Source organism: Streptomyces sp. NBC_01255 (assembly GCF_036226445.1).
GTDB lineage: Bacteria > Actinomycetota > Actinomycetes > Streptomycetales > Streptomycetaceae > Streptomyces.
The window spans coordinates 2,416,609-2,440,967 of record NZ_CP108474.1; the positions used below are offsets into that span (position 1 = coordinate 2,416,609).

22 protein-coding genes are annotated in these 24,359 nt (G+C 73.4%); 9 read left to right on the forward strand and 13 right to left on the reverse strand.

The genetic code is table 11. The features are described 5' to 3' along the window. Positions 1 to 3: 3 nt before the first annotated feature. The 4 genes from OG357_RS10430 to OG357_RS10445 are packed head-to-tail and all read left to right on the forward strand — an operon-like array spanning position 4 to position 4,011. Positions 4 to 1,065, forward strand: a complete 1,062-nt coding sequence (locus tag OG357_RS10430) for an ABC transporter permease (RefSeq protein ID WP_329620891.1) — start codon at positions 4 to 6, stop codon at positions 1,063 to 1,065. After that, the gene (locus tag OG357_RS10435) at positions 1,062 to 2,036 is read left to right on the forward strand and encodes an ABC transporter permease (RefSeq protein ID WP_329620892.1); all 975 of its coding nucleotides are present in this window, start codon (positions 1,062 to 1,064) and stop codon (positions 2,034 to 2,036) included. The genes OG357_RS10430 and OG357_RS10435 overlap by 4 nt, the downstream gene beginning before the upstream one ends. Next, the gene (locus OG357_RS10440) at positions 2,033 to 2,998 is read left to right on the forward strand and encodes an ABC transporter ATP-binding protein (RefSeq protein WP_329620893.1); all 966 of its coding nucleotides are present in this window, start codon (positions 2,033 to 2,035) and stop codon (positions 2,996 to 2,998) included. Before OG357_RS10435 ends, OG357_RS10440 begins: the two co-directional genes overlap by 4 nt. Next, positions 2,995 to 4,011 (forward strand): ABC transporter ATP-binding protein, encoded by a 1,017-nt coding sequence (locus tag OG357_RS10445; protein WP_329620894.1) that lies wholly within the window; start codon positions 2,995 to 2,997, stop codon positions 4,009 to 4,011. Before OG357_RS10440 ends, OG357_RS10445 begins: the two co-directional genes overlap by 4 nt. 67 nt (positions 4,012 to 4,078) lie before the next feature. Here the strand turns inward: OG357_RS10445 and OG357_RS10450 are convergent, their stop codons facing one another. Then, the gene (locus OG357_RS10450) at positions 4,079 to 4,957 is read right to left on the reverse strand and encodes a hypothetical protein (RefSeq protein WP_329620895.1); all 879 of its coding nucleotides are present in this window, start codon (positions 4,955 to 4,957) and stop codon (positions 4,079 to 4,081) included. 131 nt (positions 4,958 to 5,088) lie between these two features. Between OG357_RS10450 and OG357_RS10455 the strand changes: the two genes are divergently transcribed. Then, the gene (locus OG357_RS10455; RefSeq protein ID WP_329620896.1) at positions 5,089 to 5,838 is read left to right on the forward strand and encodes a cytochrome P450; all 750 of its coding nucleotides are present in this window, start codon (positions 5,089 to 5,091) and stop codon (positions 5,836 to 5,838) included. A gap of 19 nt (positions 5,839 to 5,857) precedes the next feature. Here the strand turns inward: OG357_RS10455 and OG357_RS10460 are convergent, their stop codons facing one another. From OG357_RS10460 to rimP, 9 genes are all read right to left on the reverse strand, one after another. Continuing rightward, positions 5,858 to 6,823: a bifunctional riboflavin kinase/FAD synthetase gene (locus OG357_RS10460; RefSeq protein WP_329620897.1), complete on the reverse strand. Its 966-nt coding sequence runs from the start codon at positions 6,821 to 6,823 to the stop codon at positions 5,858 to 5,860. Between the two features lie 31 nt (positions 6,824 to 6,854). Further along, positions 6,855 to 10,820, reverse strand: coding sequence for a trypsin-like peptidase domain-containing protein (locus tag OG357_RS10465; protein ID WP_329620898.1), 3,966 nt, complete (start codon positions 10,818 to 10,820; stop codon positions 6,855 to 6,857). A gap of 185 nt (positions 10,821 to 11,005) precedes the next feature. Continuing rightward, a complete protein-coding gene (truB, locus tag OG357_RS10470; RefSeq protein WP_329620899.1) occupies positions 11,006 to 11,905 on the reverse strand; it encodes a tRNA pseudouridine(55) synthase TruB in 900 nt (299 codons plus the stop codon). Further along, positions 11,902 to 12,342 carry a 30S ribosome-binding factor RbfA gene (gene rbfA, locus OG357_RS10475; RefSeq protein ID WP_024759616.1) on the reverse strand — a complete coding sequence of 147 codons (441 nt, stop codon included), beginning with the start codon at positions 12,340 to 12,342 and terminating at the stop codon, positions 11,902 to 11,904. The genes truB and rbfA overlap by 4 nt, the downstream gene beginning before the upstream one ends. Before the next feature lie 29 nt (positions 12,343 to 12,371). Next, a complete protein-coding gene (locus tag OG357_RS10480; protein ID WP_317599667.1) occupies positions 12,372 to 12,665 on the reverse strand; it encodes a DUF503 domain-containing protein in 294 nt (97 codons plus the stop codon). Between the two features lie 150 nt (positions 12,666 to 12,815). Beyond that, on the reverse strand, positions 12,816 to 15,923 hold the full coding sequence (gene infB, locus OG357_RS10485; RefSeq protein WP_329620900.1) for a translation initiation factor IF-2: 3,108 nt from the start codon (positions 15,921 to 15,923) through the stop codon (positions 12,816 to 12,818). Between the two features lie 145 nt (positions 15,924 to 16,068). Further along, positions 16,069 to 16,350 carry a YlxR family protein gene (locus tag OG357_RS10490; RefSeq protein ID WP_329620901.1) on the reverse strand — a complete coding sequence of 94 codons (282 nt, stop codon included), beginning with the start codon at positions 16,348 to 16,350 and terminating at the stop codon, positions 16,069 to 16,071. Between the two features lie 75 nt (positions 16,351 to 16,425). After that, a complete protein-coding gene (nusA, locus tag OG357_RS10495; protein WP_329620902.1) occupies positions 16,426 to 17,421 on the reverse strand; it encodes a transcription termination factor NusA in 996 nt (331 codons plus the stop codon). Between the two features lie 2 nt (positions 17,422 to 17,423). Then, complete coding sequence (gene rimP / locus OG357_RS10500; protein ID WP_317599660.1) at positions 17,424 to 17,921, reverse strand: ribosome maturation factor RimP; 498 nt, start codon at positions 17,919 to 17,921, stop codon at positions 17,424 to 17,426. A 178-nt stretch (positions 17,922 to 18,099) separates the two neighbouring features. Between rimP and OG357_RS10505 the strand changes: the two genes are divergently transcribed. From OG357_RS10505 to OG357_RS10520, 4 genes are all read left to right on the forward strand, one after another. Then, on the forward strand, positions 18,100 to 18,669 hold the full coding sequence (locus OG357_RS10505) for a hypothetical protein (protein ID WP_329620903.1): 570 nt from the start codon (positions 18,100 to 18,102) through the stop codon (positions 18,667 to 18,669). Next, positions 18,666 to 19,082, forward strand: coding sequence for a ferritin-like domain-containing protein (locus OG357_RS10510; RefSeq protein ID WP_329620904.1), 417 nt, complete (start codon positions 18,666 to 18,668; stop codon positions 19,080 to 19,082). Before OG357_RS10505 ends, OG357_RS10510 begins: the two co-directional genes overlap by 4 nt. 59 nt (positions 19,083 to 19,141) lie before the next feature. Continuing rightward, positions 19,142 to 20,041, forward strand: coding sequence for an aminoglycoside phosphotransferase family protein (locus OG357_RS10515; RefSeq protein WP_329620905.1), 900 nt, complete (start codon positions 19,142 to 19,144; stop codon positions 20,039 to 20,041). Positions 20,042 to 20,108: 67 nt separating this feature from the next. Then, positions 20,109 to 21,029: a slipin family protein gene (locus OG357_RS10520; protein WP_329620906.1), complete on the forward strand. Its 921-nt coding sequence runs from the start codon at positions 20,109 to 20,111 to the stop codon at positions 21,027 to 21,029. Between the two features lie 81 nt (positions 21,030 to 21,110). Here the strand turns inward: OG357_RS10520 and OG357_RS10525 are convergent, their stop codons facing one another. The 3 genes from OG357_RS10525 to OG357_RS10535 all read right to left on the reverse strand — a co-directional run bounded on the left by OG357_RS10525 (position 21,111) and on the right by OG357_RS10535 (position 24,293). After that, positions 21,111 to 22,811, reverse strand: coding sequence for a proline--tRNA ligase (locus tag OG357_RS10525; RefSeq protein WP_329620907.1), 1,701 nt, complete (start codon positions 22,809 to 22,811; stop codon positions 21,111 to 21,113). Positions 22,812 to 22,880: 69 nt separating this feature from the next. Continuing rightward, positions 22,881 to 23,426 carry a GNAT family N-acetyltransferase gene (locus OG357_RS10530; RefSeq protein ID WP_329620908.1) on the reverse strand — a complete coding sequence of 182 codons (546 nt, stop codon included), beginning with the start codon at positions 23,424 to 23,426 and terminating at the stop codon, positions 22,881 to 22,883. Between the two features lie 21 nt (positions 23,427 to 23,447). Further along, on the reverse strand, positions 23,448 to 24,293 hold the full coding sequence (locus OG357_RS10535; RefSeq protein WP_329620909.1) for a GNAT family N-acetyltransferase: 846 nt from the start codon (positions 24,291 to 24,293) through the stop codon (positions 23,448 to 23,450). Between the last annotated feature and the right edge of the window lie 66 nt (positions 24,294 to 24,359).

The window sequence follows — 24,359 nt, forward strand, 5'->3', positions numbered from 1 at the left end:
TCCGTGACGACGGCAAGCACCCCCGCCGACGTGGCGCGGGCCGAAGAGGCCCGCGCCACGGACGGCGCACCCCGCACCGGTTCCTCCCTCGGCTATCTCCGCCACGCGGCGGGAAAGCTGGGCGGCGCGCTCGTCTCGCTCCTCGCCGTCCTGGTCACCAGCTTCTTCCTCTTCCGGATCATCCCCGGTGACCCGGTGAAGGCGATGACCCACGGCGTGCCCACCACGGCGGAGCAACTCGCGACACTCCGCCGCCAGTTCGGGCTCGACCTGCCGCTCTGGCAGCAGTTCACCGACTACTGCGCCAAGGCGCTGAGCGGCGATCTCGGCACCTCGTTCCAGTTCCGTGCCCCCGTCGGGGAGCTGATCGCGGAGAAGCTGCCCGCGACGCTGCTGCTCACCGGGGTCGCCGTGGTGATCTACTCGGCGCTCGGGCTCTGGCTCGGCACCCGCTCGGCCTGGCGCCACGGCGGTCTCGGCGACAAGCTGAACACCGGGATCGCGCTGACCCTGTGGTCGGTGCCCTCGTTCTGGCTCGGGCTGCTGCTCATCATCGTGTTCTCGGTCGGCATGGGGCCGATCCCGGGGCTCTTCCCGACCGGCGGCATGGAGTCGGGGACCGGCGAGACCGGCTTCGCGTACGTCCTCGACGTCGCCCATCACCTGGTCCTGCCGGTCGTCACGCTCGTGGCCGTCGGCTACGCGCAGACGCTGCTCGTGATGCGCTCCTCGCTCCTCGACGAGATGGGCGGCGACTACCTGACGACGGCACGGGCGAAAGGGCTGCGCGACGACGTCGTGCGGCGCCGGCACGCCGTACCGAACGCGCTGCTCCCGACCGTCACCATGATCTTCATCAATCTGGGTCACGTGGCGGCCGGTTCGATCCTGGTGGAGACGGTGTTCTCCTGGCCCGGCCTGGGCGGCCTCTTCTACCAGGCGCTCAGCGTGCCCGACCTGCCGCTCGTCCAGGGCCTGTTCGTGGTCTTCGCCGGGGCGATGATCCTGATGAACCTGATCGCCGACCTGCTCTATCCGCTGCTCGATCCCCGGGTGGGCCGATGACGACCGCGAAGAAGACCGAGAAGAAGACCGACACGCCTGCCGAGACGGCTACCGAGACAACGGCCGCGAAGGCGCCGCCCTCCACCACGACGTCCCTGGTGTGGCAGCGCCGCAAGGCCTCCGTGGCCCGCTTCTGGAAGCAGTACCGCACCCACCGCGCCGGGCTCTACGGCCTCGCCGGCCTCGCCCTCATCGCACTGCTCGCCCTCACCGCCCCGCTGACCGTCGGCGCGGACGTCCAGTCGGTGACCCAGGCGCCGGGTACGGCGCTGGAGTCGCCGAGCGCCGAATTCCCGCTCGGTACGGACCAGTTCGGGCGCTCGCTGCTCGGGCTGCTGATCTGGGGAGCCCGGATCTCGCTGCTCGTGGGGCTGCTCGCGGCGGGCCTCTCGGTCGCCATCGGCACCCTGGTGGGGATCATCGCCGGGCACTACGGCGGCTGGTTCTCGACGGTCATCATGCGGGTCACCGACTGGTTCCTGGTGATGCCGGCCCTGGTCCTCGCGATCGTGCTCGCCACCGTCATGTCCCGGTCGATGTGGACGGTGGTCCTCGCGATCGGCGTGACCTGCTGGCCGACGACGGCCCGCCTCGTGCGGGCGCAGACGATCGCGGTCGAGTCCCGCCCGTACATCGAGCGGGCGACCGCGCTCGGCGGCGGTCACCGGCACGTCATGAGCAAGCACGTCCTGCCGAACGTGATGCCGCTGGTGCTCGCGCAGACCACGCTCGGCATCTCGTCGGCCATCCTCACCGAGGCGACCCTCGCCTTCCTCGGGCTCGGCGACCCGACGGTGGTCTCCTGGGGCGGAATGCTCCAGGACGCCCGGGAGGCGGGCGCGGTCTCGTCCGGCCACTGGTGGTACCTGGCCCCGCCCGGCATCGCGATCGCGCTGGTCGCGCTCGCGTTCACCCTCTGCGGCCGGACCGTCGAGACCGTTCTCAACCCGAAGCTGGGGGTGGGGCGTTGAGCCTGCTCGAGATCAAGGACCTGCGGGTGACGTACGGCTCCGGGGCCGCCGCCGTGCCCGCCGTACGCGGGGTCGACCTGACCCTGGAGGCGGGGAGCAAACTGGGCGTGGCGGGCGAGTCCGGCTGCGGCAAGTCGACGCTCGCGCTCGCCCTGCTGCGGCTGCTCCCGGCCTCGGCGCGGATCGAGGGCGAAGTCCTCCTCGACGGCGAGGACGTCCTCGCCATGTCGTGGGGCCGGCTGCGGGCCGTGCGGTGGGCGGGCGCGTCGATCGTCTTCCAGGGCGCGATGCACTCGCTCAACGCCGTCCACCGGATCGGGGACCAGATCGCCGAGCCGCTGCTCGTGCACGGCCGGTCGACCCCGGCGGCGGCCCGCAGACGTGTGGGCGAGCTGCTCGAACACGTCGGGCTGCCCGCCGCCCGCGCGGCCGCCTACCCGCACGAGCTGTCCGGCGGCCAGCGGCAGCGCGTGATGATCGCGATGGCGCTCGCCTGCGACCCGCGGCTGATCGTCGCGGACGAGCCGACGACCGCGCTCGACGTGATGATCCAGGCGCAGATCCTGCGGCTGATCGAGGGACTCGTCGCCGAGCAGTCCATCAGCCTCCTGATGATCAGCCACGACCTGGCCGTCCTCGCCGACACCTGCGACCGGCTGGCCGTGATGTACGCGGGGCGGGTCGTCGAGGAGGGCCCGGCGCGGGCCGTGTACGAGGCCGCCGAGCACCCGTACGGGCGGGCGCTGTCCTCGGCGTTCCCCCGGATCGGCGATCTCGCCTCCCGGCGGGCGCCGCGCGGCCTGCCGGGCGATCCGCCGGACCCGGCGGACCTGCCGGGCGGCTGCGCCTTCCATCCGCGCTGCGCGGTGGCCGTGGACGCCTGCGCGGCCGAGGACCAGGAACTGCGGGAGGCGGGCGCCGGACGCCGGGCCGCCTGCGTACACGTGGGGAGTACGTCATGAGTACCGTCGCGAGCGCCGTCCGGGACGCGGACGCCCCCACGGCGCCACTGCTCGCGGCCAGCGGGCTGCACGTCGTCTTCCCGGGGCGGCGGGGCGCCCCGCCCGCCCGCGCGGTGGACGGCGTGGACCTGGACATCGGCGCCGGCGAGATCGTCGCGCTCGTCGGCGAATCGGGGTGCGGCAAGACGACACTGGCCCGCTCGCTCCTGGGCCTGGTGCGGCCCACGTCGGGCACGGTCTCCTTCGACGGGAAGCCGCTCGCGTACTCCTCCGGGGCCCTCAAGGCCTACCGGAAACGGGCCCAGCTGGTCCTCCAGGACCCGAGCGGTTCGCTGAACCCCCGGCACACGGTGTACGACGCGGTGGCGGAGGGGCTGCGGATCCACGGCTACGCGGGGGACGAGCGGGAGGCGGTCGCCGGTGCCCTCGCACGGGCCGGGCTCCGGCCGCCGGAGCGCTTCTTCCTGCGCTACCCGCACGAGCTGTCCGGCGGCCAGCGGCAGCGCGTGGTCATCGCGGGCGCGCTCGTCCTGGAGCCCGAACTGATCGTCGCCGACGAGCCGGTGGCGTCGCTCGACGCCTCCGTACGGGGCGAGATCCTGGCGCTGCTGCTGCGCCTGCGGGACGAACTCGGGCTCTCGGCCCTGGTGGTGACGCACGACCTGGGACTCGCCTGGAACATCGCGGACCGGGTGGCGGTGATGTACCTGGGCCGGGTCGTGGAGACGGGCCCTGTGGAGTCCGTACTGACGGCTCCACAACACCCGTACACGCGCGCACTGTTGTCGGTGCTGCCCGAATCCGGGGGCGCTCCGGTCGTCCTGACCGGCGAGCCGCCGGATCCGTCCCGCATCCCGTCCGGCTGCCGCTTCCACGCCCGTTGCCAGGTCCTCGCCTCGGGCGAGGCCGCCGCGGTCGCGGACCGCTGCCGGGGCGAGAGCCTGCCGGTCCTCGACGGCGGCGGGGCACGGGCGGTGGCGTGCCACTGGGTGGCGCGGGAGGCGACGGGCTGAGCCCGCCGCGGCCGGGACGGCCGGGCGGGCTCAGGGTCTCAGGGTCTCAGGGTCTCAGGGTCCCCCCTCAGAGCACGGGCTTCGCCTCGGGCTTCGCCCCCGCACCCGTGGGCGGCTGGGGCCGCCCCGGGGGCTTCACCGCCGCGTCCGCGGGAGCCGCGGGCTTGGCCGGGGCGACCTCGGGCTTCGCCGGGGTGGCACCGGGCTCGGCGGCCGTGCCCGCCGGATCGGCCGTCCCGGTCGTCGGCGCCGCCTTCGGCAGGACCTCGCAGGAGCTGATCGATGCCCGGGTGGAGACCGACCGCACCGTGCAGGTGTCCTTGCCGACACCCGCGTCCACCGACCCCCAGTGCTCCCCGACGATGAGCACCGCGCCGGCGGGGCCGCTGATCATGTCGTCGCCGGGTCCGGCCTGGATGAGTCCGCCGGACTCGGGGCCGAGGGCCTCCGCCTCGATGACGTCGGCCTCGCTGCCGCCGAGGACGCGGCCGGAGAAGTCGATGGTGCCGACCTTGATGGTGTCGGCGCCGTCGTTGCCGGTGACGATGCCGCCGCCGCGGTTGAACTTGCCGGGCGCACCGGTGACCGAGCCGGTGGTGATCTTGTCGTCGCCGTCGTCGCCGTGGACGACGGCGCCGTGCGCCGCCCCGTCGCCGGAGACGGTGGCGACCTTGATGACGTCGTTGCCGCGGTTGCCGCGGACCATGCTGGAGGCGTTCTGGGGCACCAGGTGCTTGGCGCGGATGACGTCGTCGCCCTCGCCGCCCATGACGGCCGAGTCGATGACGAGGCCGCGCACCTCGATCATGTCGTTCCCTCCACCACCCCACACGGTGACGTTCTCCAGGTCGCTGTCGCAGAAGATGTGGTCGTCGCCGCTGGTGCCGCTGACGATGTCGCCGGGAGGCGCCGCGACGTCGTTCACCCAGCACTGGTGCATCGGCACCCGGACGCCCTGCGGGGCGGACGCCTGGGCGGGCGCGCCGGCGAGCGAGGCGGCGGCCGCTCCGGCGAGCAGCGCGGTGAGCGCGGCCGGACCGCGCAGGGGCTTGCGACGGTTCCGGGGGCGGGAGGGTGGTGTGCGATCTGCTCGGCATCCCGGACGAGGACCGGGCGGAACTGGCCTCCGGGCCCGACCTCATCCTGTCCTCCGGGCCCGGGCCGGAGAACAGCCGCGCGGCCAAGGCCCAGATCCACGGCTACATCACCCGGCTGCTCGACCGGCGGCGCGCGGAGCCCTCCGACGACCTGGCGGGGGTGCTCGCGGAGTCCCTCGCCGAGGGCCACGTCACCACCGACGAGGCCGTCTCGCTGGCCATGGCGATCCTGATCAGCGGCGCCCACGCCGTACGGAACAACAGCGCCAACATGGTCTACACGCTGCTCACCCGCCCGGAGCTGCTCGCCCGGCTGCGCGCCGAGCCGGAGCTGCTCCCGCAGGCCGTGGACGAACTGCTGCGCTGGATCCCGCACCGGAACGGCGTGGGGCTGCCGCGGATCGCCACGGAGGACGTCGAGGTCGGCGGGGTGCTGATCCGGGCGGGTGAGGCGGTCTACGCCTCCTACCTCGCCGCCAACCGGGACCCGGAGGCCTTCGACGACCCGCACACCCTCGACTTCGACCGCGAGGGCATCGGCCACGTCTCCTTCGGCCACGGCCCCCACCACTGCATGGGCGCGATGCTCACCCGCATGGAGTCCGAGGTGATGCTGTCGACGCTGCTCCGCCGCTATCCGGAGCTGCGGCTCGCGGGCCGCCCCGAGGACGTGGTGTTCCAGTCGAAGGGGCTGATCCGCGGCCCGAAGGAACTCCTCGTCACGTGGTGACGAACGCCTGGGACAGGCCCTAGACGGCGGGGTTCTCCCGGTCGTACGCCTCCGTCAGCTCACGGCTCCGCTTCACGTCCGCCGCCATCGCGAGCAGCAGGTCGTCGAGGGTGTCGAACTTGAGCATGCCGCGCACGTACGCCAGGAAGTCCACGGCCACGTGGAGCCCGTACAGGTCGAGGCCCTCACGGTCGATCGCGTACGCCTCGACCGTCCGCTCCGTGCCGTCGAACTGCGGGTTCGTGCCGACGGAGATCGCCGCCGGCATGCGCTCGCCGGCGGCGGTCAGCCAGCCGGCGTAGACGCCGTCCGCCGGGATCGCCGTGTGCGGCAGGGTCTCCACGTTGGCCGTCGGGAAGCCGAGCTCGCGGCCGCGCTGCGCGCCGCGGACCACGATGCCCTCGACGCGGTGCGGGCGGCCGAGGATCTCGGCCGCGCCGGCCATGTCGCCCTCGGCGACGAGCCGGCGGGTGAGGGTGGAGGAGAACGGCTGACCGCCGCCGGCGGTGCCGCTGACGTACAGGTCGATGACCTCGACCTCGTAGTCGTAGGTCTCGCCGAGCTCGGCGAGGAACGCGACGTTCCCGGCGGCCCGGTGGCCGAAGCGGAAGTTGGGGCCCTCGATGACGGCCCTGGCGTGCAGCTTGTCGACGAGCACCTTGACGATGAAGTCCGCCGGGGAGAGCTGGGAGAACTCGGCGGTGAACGGCAGCACGAGCACCGCGTCGACGCCGAGGCCCGCGATCAGCTCGGCGCGCCGGTGGTGCGGGGCGAGCAGCGGCGGGTGGCTGCCGGGCCGCACGACCTCGGAGGGGTGCGGGTCGAAGGTGACCACGACCGAGGGGACGCCGAGTTCCCGGGCGCGCTCGACGGCGCGCCCGATGATCAGCTGGTGCCCGCGGTGCACCCCGTCGTAGGAGCCGATGGTGACAACACTGCGCCCCCAGTCCTGGGGGATGTCCTCCAAGCCACGCCAGCGCTGCACTGTGACCGCTCCTCGTCCGCCTGTTCGCCGATTACGCAGGTCTAAGACTGCCATGCCCACGCCCGTCGGTCCGCATCGGCATGGAAGTGCCGGGGCTCCGCAGCACCCGGAGGGTCTCGGGACCGAGCAGCGGGGCCCACTCCCCCGGTACGGCGACGGTCCATCCGATGAGGAGATCGGCGAAGCCGGGACTCTCACGGGCGACCCCGGCCAGGGCCCGGTCGAGCCGTCCGGCGCCTTCGGGCGTACGGGTGTACAGGGCGGCGGCCCGGTGCACGAGCTCCCGGGTGCGGGGCTCGCTGCGCAGGCCGACGCCCTCGGCGGCGGCAGCCAGGAGGGCGTCCAGGACGGAGAGCTCGCCGGACTCGGCCTCGTACCGCTCGTGTTCCAGGAGTACGTCGAGCAGCTCGGCCCGCAGATGGCGGGAGGCGCCCGTGCCGGGGGCGGCGAGCACCGGGGCGAGGGCGCGGCGGACGGTGGCGGGGCGGCCCCGGATCAGCCCCGAGACCAGGGGGAAGAGGACGGCCCGGCCGGCCGGGCCGTCCTCGAACCGCCGGTCGACGTAGCGGGCCACGTGCACGGCACCCTCGGGGAGGCGGGCCACGTAGTCGCGGACGAGGGCGGCGACGCGCCGGGTGAGGGCGGGCGTGTCGATCTCGGCGAGGGCGCGCAGCGTGGCGGCGGCCTCCTCTCCCGTGCCGTGCAGCCGGGACCGGAAGGCGGTGAGGACCGGCCCGGGGTGGGTCGCGAGGGCCTCGGCGAGGGCGGACGCGGGCACCCGGGGCTCGGCGATGGCGCGGGGCAGGTGGCGGGCGCGGGTGTGCGGGTCGCGGACGAGCAGGCCGAGGGCGGGGCCGTGGAGGGCCTGGTCGGCGGGGCGGGCGAGCAGGGCGAGGGCGGCGTAGCGGAGGAGTTCACGGTCGGCGGGGACGGTGAGGCGGCCGGCGACGAGGTGGCCGTACGCGGCGGCGGCGACCCGGCGCTCGGGGCGGCCGTCGTCGTGGGCCCAGCGGTCGACGGCCCGGCAGAGCGCGGAGGGCTCGTCCTCGGCGAGGGCGGCGAGCAGCCCGTCGGCGAGCGGGTGGGCGGTGGAGACGAGCGCCTCGCAGAGGTCGTCGACGGCGAGCCCGCGATGGGTGTGCAGGAGGGCCTGGGCGGCGGTGGCGACGGTGGCGTGCGGGGCGGCGGGCAGCGGGCGTTCGTCGCCGAACCAGCGGCACAGCAGCGGCTGTACGCCCCGGGGATCGGCGACGAGCAGCCCGGCGACGGTGTCGAGGCACCGCTCGCCGGTCGCGTCCTCGCCCGCCGGCGGGTCGGCGGGCACGAGCCGCCGGAGCAGGTCGATCCGCTCGTCCTCGCCGAGCGGGAGTCCCTGCCAGAAGGCCGCGCCGAAGGCGGCGAAGACCGGCTGGGGCGCGGGACGGCCGCCGATCCGGTCGGCGAGGAGGCGGAGGACGGGCAGGTACGGCCGGGGGTCGGCCACCCGGCGCACGGTCTCCCCGAACAGGCGGACCGCCCACCAGACGGCGTCGGCGTACGGGTGGGGGGCGGCGGGCTCGTCGGACCGGGCGCCGCCGGACGTCGCGCGGGGATCGGCGGGCGCCGCTCCCCCGTCCGCGAACCGGTCGAGCGACTCCAGGAGCGCGGCGAGGCGCGGGGCGAGGGCGCCGGGCCCGTGCTCGTGGTGGAGGCGCAGCAGCGCCTGGAGGACGGGGCCGATGCGGTGGCGGGGCACGGGAAGCTGATCCGCCGCGGGGGCGCTCCGCTGCCGGGGCACTTCGGCGTCGGCGCTCGCCGAGGCGGCGGGGTCCCGGTCGAGCGGGCGGCCGGCGGGCGGCACCGCCGTCCGGCCGGCCGGACGAGTGGGAGACACGGAGCCGGCCGGACCTGCCAGGGGGACGAGCACCCCGTCCCGCCCACGCGGCAGGGAAACGGCCCAGGGACCCGCCACGGCCGCCCAACCGGACGCGGGAGCGACACCACGGGCGGGCGCGACGCTGTGCCCAACGGCTCCGGCACGGGGACCGGGATCGGAGGCACGGCCAAGAGCCGCGGGGTACCCGGGGACAGGACCGACCCCCGAGGCGGAACCGCCCCCCGGGCCGGGATCGTGTCCCGCCGCAGCTCCGGGTCCCGTCACGGCATCGCGCCCCTGGGCCTCTTCGGCGCCCGAAGCCACCTCGGCGCCCGGAGCCGTACCGCAGCCCGCCCCCTCTCCCCGCGGAGGCGTCACCCCGCCCCGGCTGTGGACCAGTGCGTGCAGGGCCGCGTCGAGGTCGAGGTGCGCGGACTGGAGCCAGTCGGCGAGCTCCTCGTGGGCGAAGCGGTAGCCGTTGCCCGCGGGGACGAGGAGGCCCTCGGTGAGGACGGCCGAGGCCCAGCCCTCCCGCCACGGGAACAGCTCCTCGAAGGAGGCCCGGTCGAGGACGCCGTGGCCCGGGCCGAGACAGCGGCGGGCTGCCTCGTGGACCTGCCCGGCGACCCGGGCGGCGAGCAGCCGCACGGCGGTCCCCCGTACTAGGGGCCGGGAACCCGCCGCCACCCGGACGGCGACGCGCAGGCACATCAGGTCCAGATGGGCCGTGAAGATCTCCTCGCGGCCCGGCCGCCCCGGCACGTCGCCGGGGAGCGCCGCCCGTACCTCCGCGAGCAGCCGCAGGGCGAGCGGGTGGCGGGCGTCCGCCTCGGCGAGTTCGGTCTCCCCGATCCCGTACCCCTGGCGGACCGCCCGTGCCTCCGTCTCGGTGTACGGGCCGAGCACAAGGGCGGCGGGCAGGCCTTCCCCGTTCCCGCAAGCAGGCCGGTGCAGGGTTCCCGGGCCGTAGAGGGCGCCGGCCAGGTCCCAGTGCTCGGGGCGGCAGGCCGTGACCAGGCGTACTCCGTGGGCGCGCAGCCACCGCTCGGTGGCGGCCGTCCAGTCCGCGAGGCGGTGGGCGAGGAGCGGTGGCATCTCCTCCGGTCCGTCGAGGACGACGAGGAGGGGGCGGCCCGCGTCCCGGGCAAGGGCGGCGGCCCGCTCCGGGGTGGCGGTCGCGGTGTCGCCGAGCGCCCCGGAGGCGGCGACGATCCGGCCCGCCTGGCGCAGGGCCCGGCCGACGGCGTCGGCGAGAGAGGGGTCCTCGGCCCGCAGGTCGGCGCCGCGCAGCCGGACCGTCGGGGCGGGCGCGACGCCCTGGGCACGGCGGGCGCAGAGCGCGGCGAGGGCGGTGGTGCGGCCGGTGCCGGGGGCGCCGACCACCGCGAGGACGAGCGCCTCCCCGGCCGTGAAGCGGGCGAACTCCCGGACGCACTCGGGGCGTTCGACGGGCTCCGGCCATGGGTCGGGTTCCCTCGCCGGGCCGGTGGAGGTGGCGGTGAGCTCCAGGATTCCGGCGAGGTTGAGGTCCGGCCCGTAGGCGGGGACGGTGGCCGCGTTGCGCCGCAGGAGGGCGGCGAGCGGGCCGTCGGGCCGGAGTGGCACCGCGTACCCGGCGGCCGGGCGCTCGCCGTGCAGGGCGGTGCCGAGGACGGCGACGACGGTGCCGGTGGCGGTGTCGAGGACGGGGCCGCCGGCGGCCCGGCCACCGCGGCGGAGCGCCTCGGCGCCCTCGGTGCCGATGGCGAGTTCGAGGGCGTCGGCGAGTACGTGGAAGCGGTCGGCGGCGGTGTACGTGACGGTGGCGGGGCCGAGGACCCGTGCCTCGCGCCAGCCGTGGGCGGCGATCCGTACGTACGTGCCGGGTTCGATCTCGGGGCGGGTCGCGAGCGCGACGGGGCGGACGCCGAGCCCTTCGGTCCGTACGAGCGCGAGGCCGCGCTCCGGCAGGCGGGTGACGGCCTCGGCCTCGGCGAGCCAGGTCAGGTCGCCGGGGGCGTGCAGGACCACGCGCGCGAGCCCGTCGACTGCTTCGTGGCTGGTCACGACCGTGCCGTGATGATCGGCGAGGAATCCGGTACCGCGCGGCCGGCCCGCCGGATCACAGATTTCCACCAGCGTCGCCAGGTCCCCGCGTCCCATGGTGTCGACGGTAGGTCGACGGTGATCACCCGGAAAACCAAGTCGGGAAACGCGCCCCCCGGCGCTCCCCGTTTCACTCCGAGCGCCTCCCTGATGGGGTGAATCTCACGGAAGACGCTTGTGGGGCGGGCACGTGTGCGTGCCCGCCCCACAAGCGACGTTCCGGTCGTCCCGGGGATGGGTCCTCAGCCGAAGATGGCGAGGCTCTTGGCCTTCCCCCGCTGGTCCTCGACCAGCGCGAGCAGGGTCCCCTCGGGTCCGAAGACCGCGACCGCACCCGGCGGGTACGCCGGCATCTCCAGCCGGACACCGTTCAGGAGCAGCTTGGCCCGCTTCTCGTCGACGTCCCAGCGCGGGAACGCCGCCGCGGCCGCCTCGGCGACCGGCATGACCGTGAGCTCCTCCTGGAGCTGGTCCAGCGTCTTGGCCGCGTCCAGCTTGTACGGACCGACGCGGGTGCGGCGCAGCGCGGTCAGATGACCGCCCACCCCGAGCCCGGCACCGAGGTCCCGGGCGAGCGCCCGGACGTACGTACCGGAGGAGACGACGACGGAGACGACGAGGTCGACGACGGCCGTGCCGTCCTCCGCCTCCGCGTCGCGGACGTCGTACACCTGGAAGGAGGAGACGGTCACCGGGCGGGCCGGGATCTCGAACTCCTCGCCGCCGCGCACCCGCGCGTACGACCGCTTGCCGTCGATCTTGATCGCGGAGACCTTCGACGGCACCTGCATGATGGCGCCGGTCAGCTCGGCCACGCCCGCGTCGATCTGCTCCCGGGTGACCTTCGAAGCGTCGACCGACGCCGTGATCTCGCCCTCGGCGTCGTCGGTGATCGTGGTCTGGCCCAGGCGGATGGTGCCCAGGTACTCCTTCTCGGTCAGCGCGAGGTGACCGAGGAGCTTGGTAGCCCGCTCCACGCCGAGGACGAGAACGCCCGTGGCCATGGGGTCGAGCGTGCCCGCGTGGCCGACCCGGCGGGTCTTGGCGATCCCGCGCATCTTGGCCACGACGTCATGCGAAGTGAAGCCCGACGGCTTGTCGACGATGACAAGGCCGTCGGGCGTCTTTGCTGCGTTGCTCATTCGGCGGCTTCGTCCTCGCCCGGCTTCTTGTAGGGGTCGGCCTCGCCCGCGAAGGCGGCGCCCGAGGACGCCTCCCGCACCTGGGCGTCCGAGGCCCGCGCCTTGTCGAGGAGGTCCTCGATCGTCTTGGCGTTCTCGGGGAGGGCGTCGGCGATGAACGTCAGCGTGGGGGTGAACTTGGTCCCCGCCGCGCGGCCGACGGCCGAACGGAGGACGCCCTTGGCGCTCTCCAGGCCGGCCGCGGCGCTCGCACGGTCCTCGTCGTCGCCGTAGACCGTGTAGAAGACCGTGGCCTCCCGCAGGTCACCGGTGACACGGGTGTCCGTGATGGTCACGTGCGTGCCCAGGCGGGGGTCCTTGACGCCACGCTGCAGCTTCTCGGCGACCACCTCCCGGATGAGGTCTGCCAGCTTCTTCGCCCGCGCGTTGTCGGCCACTGGTCCTTCTCCTTCTTTGCCTTGCTCATTCAGTCTTCATCAGTGTGGAGCCTTCGGCGCACCGAAAGCAGCTCCACCTCGGGACGCGCGGCGACGAGCCGCTCACAGCGGTCGAGCACGTCCGATACGAACCCCGGGTCCCCGGACACCAGCGAGACGCCCAGCCGGGCCCTGCGGTGGAGGTCCTGGTCGCCTACCTCGGCCGCGCTCACAGAGAACTTGCGCTGGAGCTCGGCGACGATGGGGCGGACCACGGAGCGTTTCTCCTTGAGCGAGTGAACGTCGCCGAGGAGCAGATCGAAGGACAGAGTCCCCACGTACATGTGGTGCCGGATGTCCCGCCGGTTCGGGTTCGGTGGCCTGCCGGGCCGTCGCTCGGCAGGAACACCAGAACCGTACACGCAACGGCCGGGGCCGATCGACGGAATATCTTCCACCGACCGGCCCCGGCTCGCTACTGCGATCGGACGCGATCAGGCGCGGGGCTTCTCGCGCATCTCGTACGTCGCGATGACGTCGTCGATCTTGATGTCGTTGAAGTTTCCGAGGTTGATACCGCCCTCGAAGCCTTCGCGGATCTCGGTGACGTCGTCCTTGAAGCGGCGCAGACCGTGGATCGTGAGGTCCTCGGCGATGACCTTGCCGTCGCGGACGAGGCGCGCCTTGGTGTTGCGCTTGACCTCGCCGGAGCGGATGAGGACACCGGCGATGTTGCCCAGCTTGGACGAGCGGAAGACCTCGCGGATCTCCGCCGTACCGAGCTCGACCTCTTCGTACTCCGGCTTGAGGAGACCCTTCAGGGCCGCCTCGATCTCCTCGATGGCCTGGTAGATCACCGAGTAGTACCGGACGTCGACGCCTTCGCGCTCCGCCATCTGCGCCGCGCGGCCCGCAGCGCGGACGTTGTAGCCGATGACGATGGCGTCGGAGCCCATGGCCAGGTCGATGTCCGACTCGGTGACCGCACCCACACCGCGGTGCAGGACACGGATGTCGACCTCTTCGCCGACGTCGAGCTGGAGCAGCGAAGCCTCGAGGGCCTCGACCGCACCGGACGCGTCGCCCTTGATGATGAGGTTGAGTTCCTGGACGAGACCGGCCTTGAGCACCTTGTCGAGGTCCTCGAGGGACACCCGGCGAACGCGCTTGGCGAAGGCGGCGTTGCGCTCACGCGCAGCACGCTTCTCGGCGATCTGACGCGCCGTACGGTCCTCGTCGACCACCAGGAGGTTGTCGCCGGCACCCGGCACGTTGGTGAGACCGAGCACCAGGACGGGAGTCGACGGGGTCGCCTCCTCGACGTTGTTGCCCTTGTCGTCGAGCATCGCCCGGACGCGGCCGTACGCGTCGCCGACCACCACGGTGTCGCCGATGCGCAGCGTTCCGCGCTGGACCAGGACGGTCGAGACGGCACCACGACCACGGTCGAGGTGGGACTCGATCGCAATACCCTGCGCGTCCTGGTTCGGGTTGGCCCGCAGGTCGAGCGAGGCGTCGGCGGTGAGGACGACGGCCTCCAGCAGGGAGTCGATGTGCAGACCCTGCTTGGCGGAGATGTCGACGAACATCGTGTCGCCGCCGTACTCCTCGGCCACCAGACCGAACTCGGTCAGCTGACCGCGGACCTTGGTCGGGTCCGCACCCTCGACGTCGATCTTGTTCACCGCGACGACGATCGGGACGCCGGCGGCCTTGGCGTGGTTGAGCGCCTCGATCGTCTGCGGCATGACGCCGTCGTTGGCCGCGACCACGAGGATCGCGATGTCGGTCGACTTCGCACCACGGGCACGCATGGCGGTGAACGCCTCGTGACCCGGGGTGTCGATGAAGGTGATGCGACGCTCTTCGCCGTTGACCTCGGTACCCACCTGGTAGGCACCGATGTGCTGGGTGATGCCACCGGCCTCGCCCGCGACGACGTTCGTCTTGCGGATCGCGTCGAGAAGTCGGGTCTTACCGTGGTCGACGTGACCCATGACGGTGACGACCGGCGGACGGGAGACCAGAGCCTCTTCGCCACCCTCGTCCTCGCCGAACTCGATGTCGAAGGACTCGAGGAGCTCGCGGTCCTCTTCCTCCGGCGAGACGATCTGAACGGTGTAGTTCATCTCCTCGCCGAGCATCGTCAGCGTGTCGTCGGAGACCGACTGCGTCGCCGTGACCATCTCGCCGAGGTTCATCATCACCGCGACGAGCGACGCCGGGTTGGCGCCGATCTTCTCGGCGAAGTCGGTGAGGGACGCACCGCGCGACAGGCGAATGACCTCGCCGCCACCGCGGGGAAGCATCACGCCGCCCACGGACGGGGCCTGCATGGCCTCGTACTCCTGGCGCCTCTGACGCTTCGACTTGCGACCACGACGCGCGGGACCGCCGGGGCGACCGAAGGCGCCCTGCGTGCCACCACGTCCACCCGGACCGCCGGGACGGCCACCGAAGCCACCGGGACGACCGCCGAAGCCGCCGCCACCGCCGCCGGGACCACCCGGACGACCGCCGCCGCCGCCACCGGGACCACCGGGACGACCGGCGAAGCCGCCGCCGCCACCGCCGGGACCGGCCGGACGACCGGCGAAGCCGGGACGAGCGCCGCCGCCACCGCCGGGACCACCCGGACGACCGCCGGGGCCACCGGGACCACGGCCGCCACCGCCGGGACCGGGGCGCGGGCCGGCAGCGGGACGCTGCGGCATCATGCCCGGGTTCGGACGGTTACCGCCGGGCGCGCCGCCCGGACGGGGAGCCTGGGGACGCGGCATGCCACCGGGGGTGGGACGCGCGCCGCCCTGGCCCTGCGGACGCGGGGCGCCACCGGGGCCACCCTGCGGACGCGGAGCGCCCGGAGCGGCGCCGGGGCCGCCCTGCGGACGCGGGGCGCCGCCACCGGGACGGGGCGCCTGCGGGCGCGCCATGCCGGTGGAGCCACCCGAGGTGAACGGGTTGTTGCCCGGACGCGGACCGGCCGGACGGGCACCGCCCGGACGCGGGGCACCCTGGCCCTGCGGACGCGGGGCACCCTGGCCCTGACCCTGCTGGCGCGGGGCCTGCTGGGCGGGGCGGGCAGCCGCCGGGCGGGGGCCCGGGGTCGCGCCGGAGGGACGCTGTGCGGCGGCCGGGGCCGCCGGAGGCGCGGTGAACTCCGGAGTCGTCGGAGCCGGGGAGGCCGGCGCCGGCTTGGGCGCGGCCGGGGGCTTCGGACCCGGGGTGGGACGCGAGCCCGAGGTGGGCGCCGCGGCGGGCTTCTCCGCGACCACGGGCTTGGGCGCCGCCGGGGCGGGCGCTCCAGGCTTCGGGGCCGAGGGACGTACAGCCTGCGCCGGGGACGGCGCGGGGGATGCCGCAGCCGGCTTCGGCGCGGCGGGGGAGGGCGCTGCCTTGCGGGGCGCGCCGGGCTTGGCAGCGGTCTTGCCGGCGTTGCCGCCGGGACCCTGCAAAGCGTCAGTCAACTTGCGCACGACCGGCGCCTCGATAGTCGAGGACGCCGAACGGACGAATTCACCGAGTTCTTGGAGCTTGGCCATGACGACCTTGCTCTCTACGCCGAACTCCTTGGCGAGTTCGTATACCCGGACCTTAGCCACTTCGCTCCTTTTAGGTCCGGTTACCGCCGGACCGTCGCTACTTCATGGGCGTACTCATCGCGTACTCATCGAGTGCTCATCGCAATCTCGACCTACTTCCAACTCGCGAGGTACCTGACCGCACGGTGATCCGTGCCGTACTTCTTCACTGCGGTGCCGGCCTCTCGACGTGGTGACGGAGTTCCGCGGTGTCGAGTGGGCCCTGGACCTTGAAGGCCCTCGGGAACGCTCGGCGGCGGACCGCCAGGTCGAGACAGACCACGGCGGGGTGCAGGTACGCACCCCGGCCGGGCAGCGTACCGCGATGATCCGGAACACACTCTTCCTTTTTCACCACGATCCGCAGTAGATCGCTCTTGGCCGCTCGCTCCCGACATCCCACACAGGTTCGTTCAGGGCATACGCGGGCTTGCGTCCGGCCAGACACGATTAAGTCTACCTCCCCGTACCGACCTCACCCGTTCGGGGCAAGAATCGAACAGCTGTTGGCCAAAAAGCGGTCTCAGTCCTGCGGACCGGTCGGCTCCGTGTCCGGACGGATGTCGATCCGCCAGCCGGTGAGGCGCGCGGCCAGGCGGGCGTTCTGGCCCTCCTTGCCGATCGCCAGCGACAGCTGGTAGTCGGGCACCGTCACCCGGGCGGACCGGGCGGCCAGGTCCACGACCTCGACCCTGGAGACCCGCGCCGGGGAGAGCGCGTTCGCCACCATCTCGGCCGGGTCGTCCGACCAGTCGACGATGTCGATCTTCTCGCCGAGCAGCTCCGCCATCACGTTGCGGACGCGGCTGCCCATCGGGCCGATGCAGGCGCCCTTGGCGTTCAGGCCCGAACGGGTGGAACGCACGGCGATCTTGGTGCGGTGACCGGCCTCACGCGCGATGGCCGAGATCTCGACGGAACCGTCGGCGATCTCCGGCACCTCCAGGGCGAAGAGCTTCTTCACCAGATTGGGGTGCGTGCGCGAGAGGGTGACGGACGGACCGCGGACACCGCGGGCCACCCGGACGACGTACGTCCGCAGCCGCAGACCGTGCGAGTAGTCCTCGCCCGGCACCTGCTCCTGCACCGGAAGGATGGCCTCCAGCTTGTCGTCCAGACGGACCAGGACGTTCTTCGGGTCCTTGCCCTGCTGCACCACACCGGCGACGACGTCGCCCTCGCGGCGCGCGTACTCGCCGAACGTCACGTCGTTCTCGGCGTCCCGCAGACGCTGCTGGATCACCTGGCGAGCCGTGCTCGCCGCGATCCGGCCGAAGTCCGACGGGGTGTCGTCGAAGTCCTTGGGCTCCTGGCCCTCCTCCAGCTCGGAGGGGTCTTCCTTCGCCCACACCGTCACGTGACCGGTCTGCCGGTTCAGCTCCACGCGCGCGTGGCGGCGGGCGTCGGGGGTGCGGTGGTAGGCGATGAGGAGGGCCGACTCGATCGCCTCGACCAGCAGTTCGAAGGAGATCTCCTTCTCGGTCGCCAAGCCCTTGAGCAGCTTCACGTCGATGTCCACGGCTACGCCTCCTCTTCCTTCTTGTCCTTGCGGTTGAACTCGATCTCGACACGCGCCTTGGCGATGTCGGCGAACTCGACCCGGCGGGCGGTGGGCTTGCGCCCCTTCACGCCCGGCACTTCGAGGTCGAGGCCGTCCTCGTCCACGGCGAGGATCCGGGCGACGAGTTCGTCGCCCTCGACGAGCTGGAGCTTGGCCAGCCGACCGGTCGCCCGGACGTAGTGGCGGTGCTCGGTCAGGGGGCGGTCGGCGCCGGGGGAGCTGACTTCGAGGACGTACTCGCCCTCGCCCATCACGTCGGTCTCGTCGAGCTTCTCGGAGATCTCACGGCTCAGCTCGGCGCAGACGTCCAGCTCCACGCCCTCTTCCGAGTCGACGACCACCCGCAGCAGTCCGCGACGGCCGGCCCGGGACACCTCGATCTCTTCCAGATCCAGGTCCTTCGCGTGGACGAGCGGCTCAAGGAGTCCGCGCAGCCTGTCGCTCTGGGTGGTGCTCATCCGGGTGACTCCTCGGCCGCGTGTGCTGTTGTGGGTTCGTCGCGTGTCGTCGCGTGTCAGACCAAAGGGTATCCGGTCCCGGAGGGTGTTGCCGTCCACCGCCCCGGGGCCCGCGGGTACGCTCGCCTGCGGTGATCTCGACGATCTTCGACGACGGACGACGGACGAGGGAGAGAGCGTGACGACGACGGGCAGGCGCGCACTCCTCAGGGCGGGCGCGGCGGCGGGCGCGACGGCCCTCGTGGGCTGCACCTCCTCCGGTGACGGCGAGAACGCGCGGCGGCCGAGCGCCGCCGAGCTGGAGGCCGAACGGGTGGCGCGCGCCGAGGCGGCGCTGCGGCTCCGCTCGGTGACCGCCGCGCGGAACCTGCTGGAACGTTACGACGCGGTGCTCGCCGCCCATCCCGCCCTCGCGCCCCGGCTGACCCCGCTGCGGCGCTCGGTGGCGGCGCACGCGAAGGCCCTGGGCGAGGGCGGGACGACGGTGAAGCCCGTGACCGCCTCCCCTTCGACATCGACATCGACATCGACATCGCCATCCGCATCGGCGGCGGCACCCGCCCCCGTACCGGTCCCGGCCGACCCCCGCGCGGCCCTCAAGGAACTCGCGGCGGCCGTGCGCAAGGCCTCCGACGGACACACGAACGCCCTGCTCACGGCCCCGCCCGAGTACGCCAGGCTGCTCGCCTCCGTGGCGGCGGCCGGCGCCGCGCACGCCTACCTGCTGACCGAAGGAGCACCGGCATGAGCGCCCTCGACGCCGCCCGGGCGGCCCTGGCCGCCGAGCACGCGGCGGTGTACGGGTACGGGGTCGTCGGCGGCCGGATCGGCACGGCACGCCGGGCGGAGGCCACCGCCGCGTACGAGGCCCACCGGGCCCGCCGGGACGCGCTGCGCCGCACCGTGCGTGACCTCGGCGGCGCGCCGGTGGTCGCGGCCGCCGCGTACGAGCTGCCGTTCCGGGTCGCCGACGCGGCCGGCGCCGTGCGGCTGGCGGCCGTCCTGGAGGACCGGGTGGCCGGGGTCTACTCCGACCTCGTCAGGGCCTCCGAGGGCCCGCTGCGGCGCGACGCGGCCGCCGCGCTGCGGGAGGCGGCGGTACGCGCCGTCCGCTGGCGCGGCAGCGACGTAACCTTTCCTGGGCTCGCCGAGCGGGTGTGAGTCCGCCCCCGACCGGGGACCGACCGGGACCGACCGAACGTCAGAAGGACAACGCACGCATGGCTTTCGAACCGCCGCAGCGACTCGTACGGGCGCTCGGCGAGACGTACGGGGACACCGCGGCGGCCGAGTGGCTCGGGCCGCTGCCGGAGCACACGCGGACCATGCTCGACCGGGCGTCCCTCGACGCCGAGCGGGTGATGGCCCCCGGCGGGCGGAGCAGTCTGGTCCTCCTCGTCCGGCGCTCCGACGACTCCCCCGCCGCCCTCAAGATCGCGCCGCCGGCCGCCCGGCCGGAGCTGGAGCGGGACGCGCTGGCGCACTGGAACGGCTGGGGCGCCGTCCGGCTGCTCGACGAGACGGCCGAGGGCGGCCTCGTCCTCGAACGGCTGCATCCCGAGGTGTCGCTGCGCTCCCTGCCGGAGGCCAAGGCGCTCCTGGAGGCCGCGGGGACCGTACGGAAGCTGTGGGTCGAGCCGCCGGCGGGGCACGGCTTCGAGTCGGTGGCCGAGCGGACGGCGCGGCAGGCCGCGGCGATGGAGCCGTACCGCGCGGACCCGGCGGCCGGTGAGCTGACCGCGGCGGCGCTCGCCGCCCGCGAGGAGCTGGTGGCGGCCCCGGACGAGTCGTTGCTGCTGCACGGCTGCTTCCGCCAGGGCAAGGTGCTGGGCGGCGACCGGGCCCCCTGGCTCGCCGTCGGGCCCGAGCCGCTCGTCGGCGAGCGCGCCTACGACCTGGCGCGGCTCGTCCGCGACCGGGTGGAGGACCTGGTGGGCGCCTCGGCGGGCGCCTCTACCGCCCGGCGGCGGGTGAACAAGCTGGCGGACTCCCTGGACATGGACCGGGAGCGGCTGCGCGGCTGGACGCTGTTCCGCGCGGTCGAGTCGGGGACGCGGGCGTTCACGGCGGGGCGGCGGCAGGACGCCGAGCTGCTCATGGAGTTCGCGAGCTGGCTGTAGGGGAATACCCTTTTTGTAACGTTCGCCGGTCCTCGGCGTGCGACCGGCTCGGCTCCAGGGGGCCGTGATGATCGAAGAGCTGCTGGTGGCGGTGGCCGGCACGGCCGCGGCGGTCGCGGTGTACGCGGGTGCGGCGGCGCGGGTGGTGAAGCAGTACGAGCGCGGGGTCGTCTTCCGCTTCGGACGGCTGCGCGAGGAGATCCGTGCGCCCGGCTTCACGATGATCGTTCCGGTCGTCGACCGCCTCCACAAGGTCAACATGCAGATCGTCACGATGCCGGTGCCCGCGCAGGAGGGCATCACCCGGGACAACGTCACGGTGCGGGTGGACGCGGTCGTGTACTTCAAAGTGGTCGACGCGGCGGACGCGCTGGTCCGGGTGGAGGACTACAAGTTCGCGGTCTCGCAAATGGCGCAGACCTCGCTGCGGTCGATCATCGGCAAGAGCGACCTGGACGATCTGCTGTCCAACCGGGAGAAGCTCAACCAGGGCCTCGAGCTGATGCTCGACAGCCCGGCGATGGGCTGGGGCGTCGCCATCGACCGGGTCGAGATCAAGGACGTCTCGCTGCCGGAGACGATGAAGCGCTCGATGGCACGGCAGGCGGAGGCGGACCGGGAGCGGCGGGCGCGGGTGATCAACGCGGACGCGGAGCTCCAGGCGTCGAAGAAGCTGGCCGCGGCGGCGGGGGTGATGTCGGCGCAGCCGGCGGCGCTCCAGCTGCGACTGCTGCAGACGGTGATGGCGGTGTCGGCGGAGAAGAACTCGACGCTGGTCCTGCCGATCCCGGTGGAACTGCTGAGGTTCCTGGAGCGTGCGGCGCCGGCGCCCGGGGCGGTCGAGGCGGTGGCGGGCGGCCCGGAGCCGGTGACCGCGCCGCTGAGCGAGGCGTACCTGAAGGGGCGGGTGGACGCGGCGGAGGCGGTGGAGGACCTGACGGGTGCGTCGGTGGAGCCGTCCCCGCGGGAGGACGGCGTCCCCGAGTGAGCCCCACGCGGCCGAGCCGCACGCGGCACGGCGGAGGGGCCGGGCCACGCGGGCCCGGCCCCTCCGTCGCGTGTGCGGCCGTCAGGCCGTCAGGCGGGCGATCGCCTCGTCGACCGTGAGCTCCTCGCGCTCGCCAGTGCGGCGGTCCTTCAGCTCCACGACGCCCTCGCCGGAGCGGCGGCCCGCGACCAGGATCTTCGGGACGCCGATGAGCTCCGCGTCGGTGAACTTGACGCCCGGGGAGACGCCCGCGCGGTCGTCGACCAGGACGCGGAGGCCGGCGGCGGCCAGCTTGTCGGAGACCTCCAGGGCCAGCTCGGTCTGGAGGGCCTTGCCGGCGGCGACGACGTGGACGTCGGCCGGGGCGACCTCGGCGGACCAGCACAGGCCCTTCTCGTCGGCGGTCTGCTCGGCAAGGGCGGCCACGGCGCGCGTGACGCCGATGCCGTACGAGCCCATGGTCACGCGGACCGGCTTGCCCTGCCGGCCGAGGACGTCGAGCTTGAGGGCGTCGGCGTACTTGCGGCCCAGCTGGAAGATGTGGCCGATCTCGATGGCGCGGTCCAGCTTCAGGCCGGTGCCGCACTTCGGGCACGGGTCGCCCTCCAGCACGACCACGACGTCGACGTACTCGTCGACCTCGAAGTCACGGCCCGCGACCACGTTCTTCGCGTGCATGCCGTCCTTGTTGGCGCCGGTGATCCACGCCGTGCCCGGCGCGACGCGCGGGTCGGCGATGTAGGTCACCTTCTCCAGGCCCTGCGGGCCGACGTAGCCGCGCACCAGGTCCGCGCGCGCGGCGAAGTCCGACTCCGTGACCATCTCTACGGTCGCCGGCGCGAAGTGCTCCTCGACCTTGCCCAGGTCGACCTCGCGGTCGCCGGGGACGCCCACGGCGACGATCTCGCCGTCGACCTTGACCAGGAGGTTCTTGAGCGTGGCGGAGGCCGGCACGCCGAGCGAGGCGGCGAGCGTCTCGATGGTCGGGGTGTCGGGGGTGGGGATCTCCTCGGCGGCCGGGACGGCGGAGCCGTCGACCGGCGCGAGCTCGTAGGAGATCGCCTCGGTGTTGGCCGCGAAGTCGCAGTTCGGGCAGTCGGCGAAGGTGTCCTCGCCGGCCTCGGCCGGGGCCAGGAACTCCTCGGACTTCGAGCCGCCCATCGCGCCGGCGGTGGCCGCGACGATGCGGTAGTCGAGGCCGAGGCGCTCGAAGATCCGCTGGTAGGCCTGGCGGTGCAGACCGTACGACTCGGCGAGGCCCTCGTCCTCGGTGTCGAAGGAGTACGAGTCCTTCATGAGGAACTCGCGGCCGCGCAGGACGCCGGCGCGGGGGCGGGCCTCGTCGCGGTACTTGTTCTGGATCTGGTAGAGGATGACCGGCAGGTCCTTGTAGGACGAGCACTGGTCCTTCACCAGGAGGGTGAAGATCTCCTCGTGGGTCGGGCCCAGGAGGTAGTCGGTGCCCTTGCGGTCCTGGAGGCGGAAGAGCTCGGCGCCGTACTCCTCCCAGCGGCCGGTCGCCTCGTAGGGCTCGCGGGGCAGCAGAGCGGGCAGCAGGACCTCCTGCGCGCCGATGGCGTCCATCTCCTCGCGGACGACGCGCTCGACGTTGGCGAGCACCTTCAGGCCGAGGGGCAGCCAGCTCCAGATGCCGGCGGCGGTACGGCGGACGTAGCCGGCGCGGACGAGGAGCTTGTGGCTGAGGACCTCGGCGTCCGCCGGGTCGTCGCGCAGCGTCTTCGCCATCAACTTCGACATGCGCTGGACCGGAACGTTGGCCATGGTTCTCGTACTCCTGCCGGGGGAAGGGTGATGGCCCGAGGTTAGCCGGGCCGCCCCTCCTCGGAGAAATCAGTTACGGCGCTTGAGCGGCAGCGCGGCTCCCATCACCGCGTACGGGCGGGCGGCGCTCGGAAAGTGCACCTGGCGGGCGAGGTCGTCGTATCCGAGGGCGCGGTAGAGACCGCGGGCCGGGGAATCGGTGTCGATGGCGGAGAGGATCGAACGCGACTCGTCGGCCTTGTCCGTGATCGTGGTGATCAGCTCGCTGCCCACGCCCCGCCCCTGGAAGTCGGGGTGGACGTGGAGTTCGGTGATGACGAAGGAGCCGTCGAGCCAGTCGGCGGTGCCCGTGGCGCGCAGGTACGGCTCCACGACCGTGGACCACCAGTGCGTACGGTCGTTGGGCATGCCGTACACGAAGCCGACGAGCCGCCCGTCGGGCGTGGTGGCGCCGTAGGAGCAGGCGCCGGGGCTCATGAGGTGGCGCAGGACGATGTGGCGGCGCACGGCGACCTCGTCCTGGTCCAGGCCGAAGGCGACCGCCTGCACGGCGAGGGCCTCGTCCACCCGGGCGGCGAGATTGACCGGTCCGATCACGACGTCTGCGTCATCCATGCGGCGCACCCTACAAGCCCCCTAGAACAGCACGCTCATGAAGGCGCCGGTCTCCCGGAAGCCGACGCGGCGGTACGAGGCCCTGGCGGGGGTGTTGTAGTCGTTGACGTACAGGCTGACCACGGGGGCGACGTCGGTGAGGGCGTACTGGAGGACGGCGGCCATGCCCGTCTCCGACAGGCCCTTGCCGCGGTGCTCGGGGGCGACCCAGACGCCCTGGATCTGGCAGGCCTGGCGGGTCGCGGCGCCGATCTCGGCCTTGAAGACGACCTTGCCGTCCTCGATCCGGGCGAAGGAGCGGCCCGCACCGACGAGCTCGGCGACCCGGGCCTGGTAGAGCAGTCCGCCGTCGTTCGCGAGCGGGGAGACGCCGACCTCTTCGGTGAACATGGCGACGCAGGCTGGCATGATCGCGTCCATCTCGTCCTTGCGGACGCGGCGGACCAGCGGATCGGCGGCGACCGTCGTCGAGGGCTCCTCGGCGATCATCAGCGGCTGGCGGGCGCGGATGTCCCTCGCCGGGCCCCAGCTGGGCTCCAGGAGCCGCCACAGGTCGGTGGTGGGCTCGACGGGGCCGACGATCGAGGAGCAGCGGCGGCCGATCCTGCGGGCCCGGTCGGCGAAGGCGCGGACGGCCTCGGGGGTGGCGCAGATGGGGACGAGGTTGGCGCCGGAGTAGCAGAGCGAGCGCAGCCGCCCCTCGGCGTACCAGCCCCACATCTCGCCGCCGAGCCGCCAGGGATCGAGCCCGGCGACCTGGACGCGGGCGGTCACGAAGGCGTTCTCGACGGGGGCGCTCTCCAGGACGGCCAGGGCGGCGCCGAGGTCGGCGGGTTCGAGGACCCGGGTGGTGGTCTCTGTCAGCACGAGGGGGCCTCACGGTACGGATCTGCTGGTCTCCGCACTTTACCCCTGCGCCCTGTGGAGAAGCCT

Excerpts from the sequence above, each read along its gene's own strand:
- OG357_RS10465 (WP_329620898.1), bottom strand. The coding sequence starts at position 10,820 with ATGGGACGCGGGGACCTGGCGACGCTGGTGGAAATCTGTGATCCGGCG.
- OG357_RS10530 (WP_329620908.1), bottom strand. The coding sequence starts at position 23,426 with ATGGATGACGCAGACGTCGTGATCGGACCGGTCAATCTCGCCGCCCGG.
- OG357_RS10515 (WP_329620905.1), top strand. The coding sequence starts at position 19,142 with ATGGCTTTCGAACCGCCGCAGCGACTCGTACGGGCGCTCGGCGAGACG.
- rimP (WP_317599660.1), bottom strand. The coding sequence starts at position 17,921 with ATGAGCACCACCCAGAGCGACAGGCTGCGCGGACTCCTTGAGCCGCTC.
- OG357_RS10435 (WP_329620892.1), top strand. The coding sequence starts at position 1,062 with ATGACGACCGCGAAGAAGACCGAGAAGAAGACCGACACGCCTGCCGAG.
- OG357_RS10520 (WP_329620906.1), top strand. The coding sequence starts at position 20,109 with ATGATCGAAGAGCTGCTGGTGGCGGTGGCCGGCACGGCCGCGGCGGTC.
- OG357_RS10525 (WP_329620907.1), bottom strand. The coding sequence starts at position 22,811 with ATGGCCAACGTTCCGGTCCAGCGCATGTCGAAGTTGATGGCGAAGACG.
- truB (WP_329620899.1), bottom strand. The coding sequence starts at position 11,905 with ATGAGCAACGCAGCAAAGACGCCCGACGGCCTTGTCATCGTCGACAAG.
- OG357_RS10510 (WP_329620904.1), top strand. The coding sequence starts at position 18,666 with ATGAGCGCCCTCGACGCCGCCCGGGCGGCCCTGGCCGCCGAGCACGCG.
- OG357_RS10480 (WP_317599667.1), bottom strand. The coding sequence starts at position 12,665 with ATGTACGTGGGGACTCTGTCCTTCGATCTGCTCCTCGGCGACGTTCAC.
- OG357_RS10445 (WP_329620894.1), top strand. The coding sequence starts at position 2,995 with ATGAGTACCGTCGCGAGCGCCGTCCGGGACGCGGACGCCCCCACGGCG.